Origin of the sequence: Paenibacillus tepidiphilus (assembly GCF_008635795.1) — a bacterium.
Classification (GTDB): Bacteria; Bacillota; Bacilli; order Paenibacillales; family Paenibacillaceae; genus Paenibacillus_AQ; species Paenibacillus_AQ tepidiphilus.
This window is the reverse complement of the sequence record NZ_VWRQ01000001.1, coordinates 364,303-378,566: the sequence shown is the minus strand read 5'-3', so window position 1 is coordinate 378,566 and position 14,264 is coordinate 364,303. Positions and strand designations below refer to the sequence as shown.

At 46.9% G+C, this 14,264-nt stretch carries 7 protein-coding genes and 2 CRISPR repeat arrays; of the genes, 1 reads left to right on the top strand and 6 read right to left on the bottom strand.

The genetic code is table 11. From position 1 onward, the window contains the following. Window positions 1-60 precede the first annotated feature (60 nt). From cas3 to F1379_RS01645, 3 genes are all read right to left on the bottom strand, one after another. Window positions 61-2,517, bottom strand: coding sequence for a CRISPR-associated helicase Cas3' (cas3, locus tag F1379_RS01655; RefSeq protein WP_150265629.1), 2,457 nt, complete (start codon window positions 2,515-2,517; stop codon window positions 61-63). 157 nt (window positions 2,518-2,674) lie between these two features. Beyond that, window positions 2,675-4,398: direct repeats of the CRISPR family, unit length 33 nt; unit sequence ATTTCAATCCACGCACTCCGTGTGGAGTGCGAC. Window positions 4,399-4,919: 521 nt separating this feature from the next. Beyond that, the gene (locus F1379_RS01650) at window positions 4,920-5,783 is read right to left on the bottom strand and encodes an Rpn family recombination-promoting nuclease/putative transposase (protein ID WP_150265627.1); all 864 of its coding nucleotides are present in this window, start codon (window positions 5,781-5,783) and stop codon (window positions 4,920-4,922) included. A gap of 213 nt (window positions 5,784-5,996) precedes the next feature. Then, window positions 5,997-6,971: a CRISPR direct-repeat array (repeat unit 33 nt; unit sequence ATTTCAATCCACGCACTCCACACGGAGTGCGAC). Between the two features lie 320 nt (window positions 6,972-7,291). After that, complete coding sequence (locus F1379_RS01645) at window positions 7,292-7,558, bottom strand: hypothetical protein (protein ID WP_150265625.1); 267 nt, start codon at window positions 7,556-7,558, stop codon at window positions 7,292-7,294. 418 nt (window positions 7,559-7,976) lie between these two features. Here F1379_RS01645 and F1379_RS01640 point away from each other — a divergent pair, with 418 nt between their 5' ends. After that, window positions 7,977-8,831, top strand: coding sequence for a hypothetical protein (locus tag F1379_RS01640; protein ID WP_150265622.1), 855 nt, complete (start codon window positions 7,977-7,979; stop codon window positions 8,829-8,831). A gap of 138 nt (window positions 8,832-8,969) precedes the next feature. Here the strand turns inward: F1379_RS01640 and F1379_RS01635 are convergent, their stop codons facing one another. From F1379_RS01635 to F1379_RS01625, 3 genes are read right to left on the bottom strand one after another with little or no spacing between them, the layout of a single operon-like run. Continuing rightward, window positions 8,970-10,679: an ABC transporter ATP-binding protein gene (locus tag F1379_RS01635; RefSeq protein WP_150265620.1), complete on the bottom strand. Its 1,710-nt coding sequence runs from the start codon at window positions 10,677-10,679 to the stop codon at window positions 8,970-8,972. Beyond that, window positions 10,676-12,385 carry an ABC transporter ATP-binding protein gene (locus F1379_RS01630; protein ID WP_150265617.1) on the bottom strand — a complete coding sequence of 570 codons (1,710 nt, stop codon included), beginning with the start codon at window positions 12,383-12,385 and terminating at the stop codon, window positions 10,676-10,678. The genes F1379_RS01635 and F1379_RS01630 overlap by 4 nt, the downstream gene beginning before the upstream one ends. Window positions 12,386-12,419: 34 nt before the next feature. Further along, window positions 12,420-14,189 carry a B12-binding domain-containing radical SAM protein gene (locus tag F1379_RS01625; protein ID WP_162551054.1) on the bottom strand — a complete coding sequence of 590 codons (1,770 nt, stop codon included), beginning with the start codon at window positions 14,187-14,189 and terminating at the stop codon, window positions 12,420-12,422. Window positions 14,190-14,264: the final 75 nt, after the last annotated feature.

Sequence of the window (14,264 nt, the reverse complement as noted above, 5' to 3'; positions counted from 1 at the left end):
TGGCAGAATGGAATGTGCACGGGGAGAGCATGGCATGCTGTCCCCGTGGTAACAAGCCTTTTAAAAAATCAAGCTCCCCCACTCCCCATTGCCCTCCAACTGAACACCAAACTCGTCCGAATACGCTGTGTCCCGCAAGGCTAATGCTTGTCCATTTAATAGCGGGAACAGCTCATCATTTTTATCAAGTACCTTCAGTTCATGTTCATAGAGGTTTACCGTATACTGTTGTGCAGCCCTAAGCAGCTCCCCTAAACGGCCCGGTCCCAGTTCACCGTTTATTTCAGCGATAATACTGCGTCCTTCTTCGTTATAAGGGACGAGAACAGCCTTTGCCTTAGTTGAGATCGCTTCGAAATAGCGTTCAGCGGTTGCGATTGCAGATTGGTTAGCCAATTGAGTACCTGATTTAAATCTGTTATTGTACGCTCCCACATTGAATTGATTGTAGTTGAGCAGGTCAAACAGGTTTTGTTCCAATTCGCTTATCGGATATAGCAGCTTATCTCCTAGACCTTTTAAATACTTGTTAAAATAACAGGTCATCGCTTTAACCGACAGCAGTTCCTCTCCGTACTCATCTGAATTCTTTCGGAATTGGTATAGTAGCCAATCCGTAGTCTCAGCTCCCAGCTTAATCTCCGGCAAATGGTTCAGCACTTCATCCGCCGATCTGATAATATACACCTTGCGCATTGGAGCTTCTCTGTTTCGGTTACATCTGCCAGCTGCCTGCGCGATCGAATCTAGCCCGGCCAAGGAACGGATTACGCATTCGAAGCTAATGTCTACTCCGGCCTCAATTAGTTGAGTGCTGATACAGATCACGCGATCTTTTGCAGATAATGCCGGTATGACTCCGTTCACTCCCGATAACACTGTTTTTCGATGAGCGGCACACATATTCGTGCTAAGATGCACCAACCGAACTCCTTGCTCATTAACCCAAGCTGAGCTTTGTAGTTCACGAAACAATTTGCGCACTGCCGTCTTCGTATTCAAAATGACGAGTGTACTGTTGACCTCCTTCATCTGTTCTTCTATAAACAAGGACAATTCCTCCGCATTCCATCCGGCAGGAGCTTGTTCAGTCATATCAATCAGTTCCACCCGCTTAAATGCTTGGCTGACCTCGTCAAGTTGCTCAACGATCTCGCCCTGTGTGGTTAACCGAAGCTTGTGCTGTACTTGATCCAATGCCGGTTGAGTCGCTGTACATAACAGCAATGTGGAGTTAGCCAGAACATGAAGAAAATTAAGCGCTTCGTTAAATAACGAAATGCAATTTACCGGTACCGACTGGGCCTCGTCAAAAATAATGACCGCGTTGGACAATTGATGCAGCCTTCTGACATTGCGCGTTCCTTTGGCAAAGAAAGTATTCAGAAACTGTACCATTGTCGTAAAAATCACTGGTCGATCCCAGTTGTCACGAGCCAGCTTCAGCTTTTTGCGGCGAGTATCATAACGTTCGCCTTCATCGCCGTCTTGCCGTTCATCATCTGCGTTGTCCACCACGTTGGAGTGATGTTCGAGAATCATGTCATTGTCATTAAAAATGGCCCGAATCTGGGCTGCGTTCTGTTCGATGATTGTCGTATAAGGCACCACGTAAATAATGCGTTGCTTATTCCACTGGAGAGCGTGCCTCAACGCATACCTCATACTGGCCAAAGTCTTGCCGCCGCCTGTAGGAATAGAGAGGGTATAAATCCCCGATATGCGATAAGCAAACGTTTCACATTGTTCAGACATCGCCCGCCGCAAAGCCGGAATCGGGTTATCAGGGTCGGCAATGGCATTAAGCTCGTCCAAATACTGCATGAGCTTATCGTAGCTTTTTTGAAAAAATGGTCTATAATCCGGTACTTCTCCGGGTTGTTCCTGTTCTTCAAACTCACGGGTATTGCTGCGATCTGCATAAATCAGGCAACTAAATATGTATTTGATCATCAAGGAGGTTGCAATAGGGGGTAAGGTATGTTGTTTTACTTTTTGAAAATAACTTTTGAACTCAGCAACGGCGCAATTAAAGAGCCGATCCAGTTCTTCCTCTGGGAAATGATGAAAAAACTGTTGTTTCGCTTGTTCATATCCAGGTAGTTCCGGATTCAATACACGCTTAAGATAGGGGGATTCACCTTCAGGTGGAATATAGTCCCGCAGCCCTTGGTGATGTGAAATAATACAATTGGCAAGCCATTCGGCTGTAAGCTTAGCAGCTTGCTTAGCTTGAGAGGTATGATACCGACTGTGCAGCAGTTTCCCGCCGGCAGTAGAATGATCTACGGAACCTTTTCGAGGAGGTTTGTCAGGATTGGACACCGCTTGGTTAATATAGTCTAGAAATTCATCGGTGAACTTTCCCATATCATGGAGTAAACCTGCTAACTCAGCCAAATGCTTTACTCCAATCTTAGCACCAGCCTCTCCACTGGCCTTGCTCACACCACGAAGATGTTCTGGTACGCTCTGAGCAACATCATCACTTTGACGAATATGCGCAACATAGGTCATAAGCTCCTGTTCTCCTTTCCTCAGATTAGGAAGAAAAAACTAATTAAACCCAGGAAATCCGACTTATATTTTACAATTCGACATAAGGATGTTTTTTCCTCTAATAGGACACTATTTAAATCTATGCGACATCTTGAGTGAAGTAGTGAAAGCTATTATTTCAATCCACGCACTCCGTGTGGAGTGCGACTATCGTCTCGTAATATTCAATAAGAGCCTTAAACATTTCAATCCACGCACTCCGTGTGGAGTGCGACCAAATCATTTGACCACCTAACCATTGGCACCGTTATTTCAATCCACGCACTCCGTGTGGAGTGCGACTAAATTCCCTCACAAATTTTTTGATCCTTTTGTAAGATTTCAATCCACGCACTCCGTGTGGAGTGCGACAAATTGGCAGGTACTGTAACTGATCTTTTCTCGGATTTCAATCCACGCACTCCGTGTGGAGTGCGACTGGAACCGGAGTCAGTCTTCCGTGTCCACGGACATTATTTCAATCCACGCACTCCGTGTGGAGTGCGACCAAATGGTCGGTAGTATCACGGCTGCTATGGTAGATTTCAATCCACGCACTCCGTGTGGAGTGCGACTCTTCCAAACTCTGACCGCTACGGGCAGCGAAGATTTCAATCCACGCACTCCGTGTGGAGTGCGACGAAGTCATAACCGAATTTGCGAGACTGGGAAAGATTTCAATCCACGCACTCCGTGTGGAGTGCGACTCAATCACTCCTTCCTGTAATACTTAATTTACATTATGATTTCAATCCACGCACTCCGTGTGGAGTGCGACGACGGGGCTCAATAGACGACAAGTCGCTGCCGAGATTTCAATCCACGCACTCCGTGTGGAGTGCGACATACTCGCGTGACGCCGGGCCTGCGATATCCTCCGATTTCAATCCACGCACTCCGTGTGGAGTGCGACAAAAACTCTCGTCTATCAAAATCCTCCTCGAAACCAATTTCAATCCACGCACTCCGTGTGGAGTGCGACTTTGACCACTTTACTGCTGGTAAGGTTCCATTGGACATTTCAATCCACGCACTCCGTGTGGAGTGCGACGCCCTTTTTCGTTTACGAAGGGTATGCGGATGTGATTTCAATCCACGCACTCCGTGTGGAGTGCGACGGAATCTTAATCTTATAGTCCTCTCCAGTCCTCGATTTCAATCCACGCACTCCGTGTGGAGTGCGACTCCAATGTTTCTCATAATCATCCTTTATCCAACCAGATTTCAATCCACGCACTCCGTGTGGAGTGCGACATAATAAAGGTAACCAATAAGGAGGTAACAAAAATATTTCAATCCACGCACTCCGTGTGGAGTGCGACCTGGAAACAGACGCTTGCGGCGTAACGTTACAGATTTCAATCCACGCACTCCGTGTGGAGTGCGACATACAGCGAACCGCCAGAAACAACCATATTAAAATTTCAATCCACGCACTCCGTGTGGAGTGCGACTATGACTGATGGGCTTTTTTCTTCTCTATGTGTACATTTCAATCCACGCACTCCGTGTGGAGTGCGACTTATTCATGAGAGTCTACCTCCCATTGCAACGATATTTCAATCCACGCACTCCGTGTGGAGTGCGACGCCGCACTATAGACCGCATCAGTAACAACTTGCGATTTCAATCCACGCACTCCGTGTGGAGTGCGACTAGGTTCCGCGAATCCGGCCGTATGCTGGGATTGCCATTTCAATCCACGCACTCCGTGTGGAGTGCGACACAAGACAATCCCCAGCAAGCAGGCGTGGATACAGATTTCAATCCACGCACTCCGTGTGGAGTGCGACGTCATTGCCAAATATACCCGGTTCGGGTAAGATAATTTCAATCCACGCACTCCGTGTGGAGTGCGACAGCAAATTCATACTTATTCCATCTAAAATCCATATCATTTCAAAGCGACTGTTCCATAACTTTATCATAATGGATATAGATAGAATATTGACTTTTTTGAGACTTATGGTCCATTGCAGTGTTTCGACAAATTTCGAGGTGCGAATCTCCCGGGAATTTCATGGGAGCTTACCATTCGCACCAGTGCTCTTCGTCCCTTTTTCATTCGATTTCATTTCACTTTTAGACTTCAACTCAATTCTATTTGTACCAGAATTCAGCCAATGCATTTTACACTTGATAGTAAATTCGCCCACTCTTTAAACGCTTAAAATAGTAAATACAAAAAAATGACCTATTCAAAGTAAGCATAACGCCTCCAGAACAAGTCATTTTCAATGTATTTTACTCAACCTTACGTGGTTCTATAACCGTACCATTAACGGTAAACTTATTTTTAACTAAAGCTGATTCTGCTTCAATTATTAACGAGCCGTTAAGTACCACTGCTATGTCTGAGTTGCTTCTCTAAAACAGTTGAGTTATTGGATAGGAGACAGAGCCCGAATCTCTTCAACCGTCAGTCCAGTCGCTTTAACAATAGTTTCAATATCCACACCGAGTTCCAGCAATTTAACAGCTGTCGCAGATTTTTCTTCAGCTCTACCCTCTGCTCTCCCTTCAACTCTTCCAGTTGCCAACGCTCCTTCGATCCTGGACTTTTCATCACTGAGCGCCTTCATCCGAGCGTCGTACGCCATACGTGCAGTCGCATCCTGACTTAGGAATTCCAGAGTATCCATCGCTTTTTTCAACATCGGTTCCTTCATTGAAAGCACCTCCCAGCTTGTTTTGTCTATGCCTTTTAGGAACAGCAGCCAGTTAACCAGTCCGCCTTCCTCCAACGTAACGGCCTGCTGGTCCAACTTGGTTAGTTCAATTACATGAATTTCAATATCATCGAGCAAGGAAATTCCGCTAAAATCTTCCCGCAGATGAAACACACTATGGAAGCGGTCATTAGGCAAACAGGAATAGTTCAGAATGTTGATTGTTACGCATTTTTGCAGGGTGCTGTAATTACCGCCACGTGGAATTTGATGATAATACATCTCTGACCAATAAAATAACGTTCGTTTCTCCATATGATAAGGATTGAACAGCTGCATCTCAATATTCAGCAGTTCCCCTTTGGCTGTACGTGCTTTAATATCCATTATGGACATCTTATCGTTGGGACTATCCGGTTCAGTGTAGGGATTCAGTAGAATAATTTCTGTTAGTGGCGCTTCGCCTGCCGCACGAAACGTGCTATTAAGGAATGCGAGCAGCACATCCTTGTTATGTTCACTGCCAAAAATACGCTTAAAAATAATATCCACACGCGGATCAAGCAAATCGTGCACTTAAATCCCCCCTTTACCAATAGTATACCATGTTCATCGTTTCCTAAAAATTCGATGTTGTCAAGGAAGTCTGGAAAACCTTCAAATCTGCTGCCGCCGATTCGGTTACGTTCCTAGCAGCTCGCTTCCTTGAAAATAGTGTCTAATCTCATTCCATCACTCCACACGGAGTGAGACGCGTCTTCCCTTTGTTTTCGATTACAGTCGCTGCTCATTTCAATCTACGCACTCCATACGGAGTGCGACTAGGAAGACAGGATCGACAAAATCCAGTCAATAGAATTTCAATCCACGCACTCCATACGGAGTGCGATAGCGGACCTGTGCGGGTCTTTTTTAATTATCATTATTTCAATCCACGCACTCCATACGGAGTGCGACGTTCGCGGACAAGTTCCCGGCCACCGGCCGGAATATTTCAATCCACACACTCCATACGGAGTGCGACGACGGCCTGTTCCTTCTGCACCACTGGCGCAGAATTTCAATCCACGCACTCCACACGGAGTGCGACCCGCAACACACTCGCTATTCCAAACGGCCGACGACATTTCAATCCACGCACTCCACACGGAGTGCGACGTTATCAGATTGCTTCTGGGAATTAGATGTGATTTTATTTCAATCCACGCACTCCACACGGAGTGCGACTCGTTTTTGTTCTCATCGTTCGCGTTTTTTAGCATTTCAATCCACGCACTCCACACGGAGTGCGACCGGCAACTTCAGCTTTTGATTTATCCAGCATAGATTTCAATCCACGCACTCCACACGGAGTGCGACCGACAACAGCACCAAAAGCATTGATCTGAAGACATTTCAATCCACGCACTCCACACGGAGTGCGACGCTCGTAACATTCCGTTTTCGCCCTTTTTCGTTTACATTTCAATCCACGCACTCCACACGGAGTGCGACTTGATGTTTGATGTTTGATAATTAAGAGCGAGGAATTTCAATCCACGCACTCCACACGGAGTGCGACTTAATACCAAACATGCCCTTACGGTCGGCATCATTATTTCAATCCACGCACTCCACACGGAGTGCGACCCAATGTTTCTCATAATCATCCTTTATCCAACCAGATTTCAATCCACGCACTCCACACGGAGTGCGACCAAAAAATCATATAACTACACAAGCATCCCAAAGATTTCAATCCACGCACTCCACACGGAGTGCGACAGCAAAACATCCCTGTTCGATCTGAATTTCGTATCATTTCTATGTAACTCTTCCCTAACAATATCATATTGGATATAGATCAGATATTGACTTATGAGAATTTATGCATTTTCGTCTGCAATCGACAAATTTTGAGGTGCGAATCACCCGGGAATTTCATGGGAGCTTGGCATTCGCACCTCAAGATAGATTATCTTGTGAAATGCGAATGTCACTTGGATATAAAGCTATCTAACCGGATATAAGGACCGATATAATATTTCTATATATTATATATTGAATTTGTCGTATAACCTTCCCGCTTAGTAGGAGCGCATAGCCTATCCCTTTTTCCCATCCGCCCCCGCACTCATCTCCCGCTCCAATTCCGCTTCAATCTCCTCGTTGCTCACCGGCCGCTCTTCTTTTATAAGTCCGAGATGTCTCTTAATGTCTTGGAGGTCGGCTTCGATTGCCTTTGTACGGAAATAAATGCTCAGGAGTAGACCAAGTACAATAATCCCCGTCAAACCTATACCATAGGCGCCGAGGTATAAAGACGCTCCAATTACCAATAAGACAATAAGCACCCTTCCCCATTTAACCATGTATGCTTATCCTTTCTCCCAACAGGTTTCTAACCGTCTGTCTTTAGGTGTATTTTGCGTTCTCTGCTATGGATATTAAATCATGGATAATTTAGGGTTTCAATGAAATAAAATATGACCCTATCACGTGTACCCAACACAAGCAATCATAGGACTGATGTATAGCTTTAGCAGTGGCAGCTCTTATGTTAAGATCAAAGATGTAGTCATAGTTTTTGATTTAACTACACTTCAAAATCCGGGTAGCAAGTCTGCTATTACCAGCAATTCTCAACTAGATACTTCCGGTGAACGGGCATCGCACAATATATTCTTTAACTACTAAGTCGTACTTGTATTGAATACTATCCCCAGATCGGAAGAGCCATTATCTGATCTGGGGATACTTATTGTCAGTTACGTGTCGAGAGGTGATGGTATGAAAATAAAACAATTAGTAATTATCGTTTTTTTTACTACTTTATTGTCTGCCTGCTCCATGAACGAAGTTCATAAGGCCAATTCCAATGAAGGAACTGCGGCAAACACCAGTGACTTACAGCACAGTCGGGAAATAAAGCTGCCGGAAGGTTTTACAAAAGATACAATTAAGAACGCTTTATCCGAATATGTGAATTACCGCTTGTGGCTGTATCCCCAAAAAATACTTGACGCTGTATCAGACAAGGATTTCGATCCATATATCGGAAAATCTGTAGACGTAGAAGTTCGTGTATACAGTACCGGGTCTAACGAATCTGTATATGCAAAGACCAGTATTGGGGAATGGCTGGCTGTATTCAAAATAAAAAATGGAATCATCTATTGTGACGGGCAAGTAAGCAAAGGTGAAAGCGGCTGGCCTGACAACACCGGAAACTATATGGTAATCGACAAGTATTCATTCGTTATCGCAGAACCCCAACAGCCTTATTACGGGACGTCTCCACGTAAGGACAGGATGATTGCTGCAGTGGAAGCGAAGATCAGATGGGCTTTAGAGGATTTTTATAAAGGTGCGGATCATACCTATGAAGAATGGAAAGATGCGGATGTTTATATAGCGAATTTCTACGAATATGAAGATGGGACCCACGCCTGGATTTGCAGACAAGATGGTGTGATTGTTGATTATCCCGTTGCTTTTGAAGAATCCAATCAAGAGATTCAGGTTCAACCGCTCAATGGATCTACTTTGAATAATAAGGATGAATTTAATGCATTCGGAAGGTTTCAGTTCGATAAGGAACTCCATGATGCAGTTAAACACTTTCGTTGGAATCCTGCCAAATAGGAACATCCGCATCGGAAGAACCCCCGGGAAAATACATGGGAGCTTGGCATTCGTATTGACTCAAATAACAAGACCTGTGCAGGGCCGCTTAAAAGCGACGGGCACAGGTCTTCTCAAGGTGAACCCGGAGCCCAGCCCTCACCCCGCCTGCTCCGCATTCTCCTGGCTCAAATACAATTCATAGAAATACCCTTGGCGCTCCATCAGGTCACTGAATGTGCCCTGCTCCACAATACGCCCGCTATCCATGACGATAATCTCGTCATAACGGGCAAGCACACCGCCGTCGAGACGGTGAGTGATGGAGACGAGCGTCAGGTCGGTCATGGCGCTGATGTTATGCTCAATCTCCAGATACGTACCGCCGTCCAGTGCTGACGTGGCTTCATCCATAATCAGCAGCTCCTTGTTCCGCAATAACGCACGGGCAATGCCCAGCCGCTGCTTCTCCCCGCCGGAGAAGTTCTTGCCGCCTTCCTCAATGCCGGTATCCAGCCCTTGGGCCAGCGCCCCGATTCGGCTCTTTAAGTCCACGGCTCCCAGCGCCGCCCATATCTGCTCATCGCTAATCTCCGGGTCAAACAGTGTAAGATTGTCTCTGACACTGGCCTGGAACAGAAACATATTCTGCGAGACGCTGCTTGCAAACTCAAAGACAGTGCTGCGGTCCGAATCGGAAATGGAAGCTTGATCGACCCGGACATCGCCGGTATATGTTTCGTAATACCCCATGATCAGCTTCAGCAAGGAGCTTTTCCCGGAGCCGCTCGCACCGGCAATTGCATACCGTTTCCCTTTGTCCAGCCGCAGTGATACATTTTGCAGCACCGGCTTCCCGTTCAGCACAAGGGACACGTCCACTGCTTCAATGGATTCCTTCATGTGAGGAATGGCAGGCTTTGAAGCCGGCTCTGGAATCAGCTCATTGTATTTATGAACAAAGGTTTTCGCTCCCCGGATCATCGGCAGATAATTGCTGATGTTGCCCAGCGGCGCCGAGACTCCGCCTGAAATAAAACTGACGGCGAACACCTCGCCGATGGTCAGATGGCCATGAATCGCCAGAAACATGCCCACCAGCAGCACGCCGATGGTAATCATAATGGAGGAGATGGCGACGGAATTCGAAACGATATCCAGAAATAAAAAGGTTTTTCTCTTTTGGGCAGCCAGGGCCTCACTGTAAATCTGATGCTTCTCCCGCATTTTGGCTTCGGCCTGAAAATTCTTGAACACCTCATATCCGTTCAAGAAATCGCCGGTCCTTAGCGTGTACAGCTGAAGCTCCTGGGAGTAGGCCCCCATCTTGGCCTCCAGTCTCTTCATGAACAGGTTCGGCAGCAGGATTGGAATAAAGCTTACCGCCGCAATAAACAAGGTCACCCATACGTTCATCTGCAGCAGCGCTGCCAATGTAATAACAAGCAGCAGCAGCTCCTTGGTGATATCGATTACGGGCTTCACATAATTAGTCTCAAGCACCTTAATATCATTGATCAGATCGGAGGTGAACGCCGCTTCCCCCTCCTGCTGGAATTCCGGAAGCGATTTATCGAGGATGCCATGCAGCAGCTTCGTCCGTACCGTAACCAGAACCCGGCGCATATACTTGCTCTCCAAATAACCGTAGATGAAATAGAGCACGATAACCGCAGCGGTGATGCCTGCGATTTGGCCCAAAAAATCATGAAACGCGCTCCGGTCCTCCCCCTGTGCCACATCAAGCGAAAGGCCCAATTGCCTTGAGAATGTAACGGTAACCCACGCGTAGCCAAGATATACGACGAGAAACAGTATGAGCCAGCCTTTTCCGGATAAAAAGCTGCGCTGTAGTGCATTTCTCCTCATGCACTTGCCCCTCCCTTCTCCAGAAGCTCCCCGGGGTAAATGCCGCCCCGGCGCATCAGGTCTTCATAGGTTCCGGATCTGACGATCTCGCCGTTGTCGAGTACACAGATCTCATCATAATTGCGGATGGTATCATTGATCCGGTGAACAATGGCAATGACGGTTGTACCCGCTAGAGAAAGCAGAGTGTTCTCCACTTCGAGCGCCGTGATGTTATCCAGTGCAGAGGTTCCTTCATCAATGAGCAGGATTTCCGCATTCAAGAGCGCAGCTCTGGCAATGGCAATCCGCTGCTTCTCTCCGCCGGAGAAATTCTTGCCGCCTTCGGTAATGACCGTATCCAGTCCGTCCGGCAGAGACTGAACCAATGGGCCGAGACCTGCAGCCTGAAGAGCCGCCTCAATCTGTTCCCCGCTGTACATTTCGTTGAACAATGTAATGTTATCGCGCAGTGTTCCTTCCATAATGAACACCTGCTGGTGAATCACCGCAATATGTGACCACAGGCTGGACAGCTCCAGGTCCTTAAGCTCCTGTCCGTCAATTTGGATGCTGCCTGTATATGTATCCGAATGGTAGCCCATCATCAGCCGCAGGAGAGTGCTTTTTCCGCTCCCGCTCTTGCCGACGAGGGCGTATTTCTTGCCTTTAGCGAACCGGAACGTAATATTCCGCAGAATAAGGTTATCCCCGTAAGCAAAACCGGCCTGCTGCAGCGAAATCTCCTCGCCAAACCGGGTCAGCGCCGAACCTCCGCCGCTCTTCAAGTTATGATCCGCAGCGCTGGACAACAGCTCCATCACCTTGCCCCTGACTTCTCTTGTTCCGTGAAGCGCCGTGAAATATCCGAGGATACTCGCCAGCGGATTCCCCACATTATTCGCCAGACCAAACAGCAGCGATACCGTAGCTACAGAGATTAATCCTGTGAGCGCTGCGTGGGTAAAATACATCTGCGAGCCAACCTTCAGCACGTAGACTGCGAGAATCACGAGCGTCATATTGATGACTTTCGCCGCATTTTGCCGCTGCCGCTGCTGTTCAAGCTGTTCAACATCCCCTGCGAACAGACTCTTGATCAGCGCTTCCTTCCTGAAGGTCTTGACCAGCTCGAAGGAGTAGATATATTCCTGCACTTTACCGGTATACCGGGACAATTCTCCGGACACCTTCGCGCCCAGCCTGCCGAGCCTATTCTTCATCAGAAACGGCTGAATGGCTGAAGGTATACAGAATATCAGAACGACGAGCAGATAGGATGGACCGATCAGGTAGATGGAGATCAGCATAATCAGCAGCTGGATAACATCGCCGGCTAATTCCAGCATCGTCGAGAAATAACCCTCTTCAATGGTGTCCAGATCGTTCAGCAGGATGGATGAATAATGGGAGGTGTTGTGTGCGAAGTAATCCGGCAGGCTCAGGCCTGAAATTCGGGAGAACACATCCTGGCGCAGGGATTTTGTAATCTCAAACAGCATAAACCGTTTTAGCACAGCCAGTACAATCAGCAGCAGCAGCAGGATAATAAGTATGGCGGCACTGAGGAAGGTGACCCTGTAGCCTTCAGACAGACTCAGGTGTTCGGTGGCTTCGGTAATCCATGAGTAAGCATGAAACACCAAGGTTAGTGCAGCATACGCCGCGATGGAGCAGAGCACGTAGAATACAGCAAGCGTTTTGCTACGAAAAAAGTACCTGGTCATCTCCTTCTCCTCTCCATATCCAACCTGAATCCGGCTAAACCAATTCCAGCTTCAGACTGGATACCTTGATCTTATCGTTCTGTCTGGAGAATTTAATAAAGCTCTCTTTCTCTATGCAGACGCCGCTGCGTCTGGCCTGGATAATGTCGATATCGAATTTGTATACAACATCCTCCTGTGTTTTGTCCGTAAAGTAACGGTACAGAAGGTCCTCACACCGGTACACCTGCTCAAAATATAATGAAGGACTTCCGGCGATTTCATCCCGGAACATCGTATCCGCCAAACCAAAATAGACGGGAATCAGCGATTCATAATCAAATCTCACATCAATCGGCATCTCGTTAATCCGGTTGTGGCAGTCGTTAATTTGCGGACGATACCTGTCATAGAGCCGGGCCAAGCCGTATTTCTGAATCAAATAATTAATACAGGAGCTGTAATAGCTCATCACGGTTGAAATTAAGCTGATCAGCAGATCCAGCCGCTTATACCGGTTTCTGACATCCGACTCAAACGTGTAGAACTGCAAGAACACGCTGGGATATTTACGGACCATATCATTTAATTCATGATTGAATATCTTCGCATTATAAATGGATAAGTCCACGTCGGTTTCATCGAAATACAGCTGTTCTTTGATTTTGTCCGTTTCAATTGTGCTGGGCAGCGGCATGTACAGATGGAGCTGTACTCTGCGGATATCATGTTTGTACAGAAATTCCATCATGGAGAGCGTCTCATGCAAATCCCGGGCCGTCTCATCGGGGAAGCCATAGATAAACGAGACGGTAAGCGAGAAGCCCGTTTCCTTCAGCTTGAGGATGGTGCTGCGCGCCTTGTCGATATTGATATTCTTCTTCACATTCTGCTGCATGTGCTGGGAGCCTGTCTCAATGCCGATATAAATATCGGTGCATTTGGCTTCCCACATCAGCCTGATCGTCTCATCGTCGAGAATATCAATTCTGGAGGAGCATGACCAATGAAACGGTAAATCCTCGGCGATGAGCCGGTTGCAGAATTCGTGAATATATTTCCGGTTCACGGTCAGCATATCGTGTGTAAGCCCAAACAGCTTCACATCATATTTTTCATAAAATATCTTCATTTCATCGATCAGCACGCCAACCGGCTTGATTCTGAATTTCCGGCCCCAGAAGACACTGGTCGAGCAGAAGGTGCAGCCGAAAGGACAGCCGCGGCCGGCCTCCAGAAAGAACCTTGGAAACTCCTCGAATTCCTCGGAATCATAATTGAACACAGTATAGCTGCCTAACTGATCTCCGGGGATGAGCGGACACATTTCCTTCCGTACAAACACCCCGTCTTCTCTGTAGGCAATGCTCGGGACAGCAGCCAGCTCCTTGTTGTTCACCAGTGCATCCATCAGCTCTTCGATAAAGAGCTCACTTTCCCCCAGCGCCACGACATCGACAAAGGGAAAGTAGGATAGCGTATCTTCGGCCGTTAACGTTGCCTGCGGACCGCCAAACACAATCTGTATGTCCCTGTTGCTCTCTTTGATTCTTCTTGCCAGAGTTAGCGTAATCGCATAAGAGTTGCATATGGTATAGAAACCCACGACCTTCGGGTTCAGCCTTAAGAGGTAATCTACGAACAGCTCGATATTCTCTTCCACCGTATCCTTAAACGGAAGCTCACCGGAATGGTGCAGATAATCAAAATTAACAATGTCCACCGCATATTTTCCGGATAACACATTTTTTAATGAAAGCAGGCCAAGCTGGGTTACGATATTGGTATACAGAAAATCAACGCCATTGACTAAAAGTATATCCATAATAGTAAAGCCTCCCGTTAAAGCATGTGAAAAATAGCAAACACCTTGCATATCAACGCTTTACATCACCCGAAT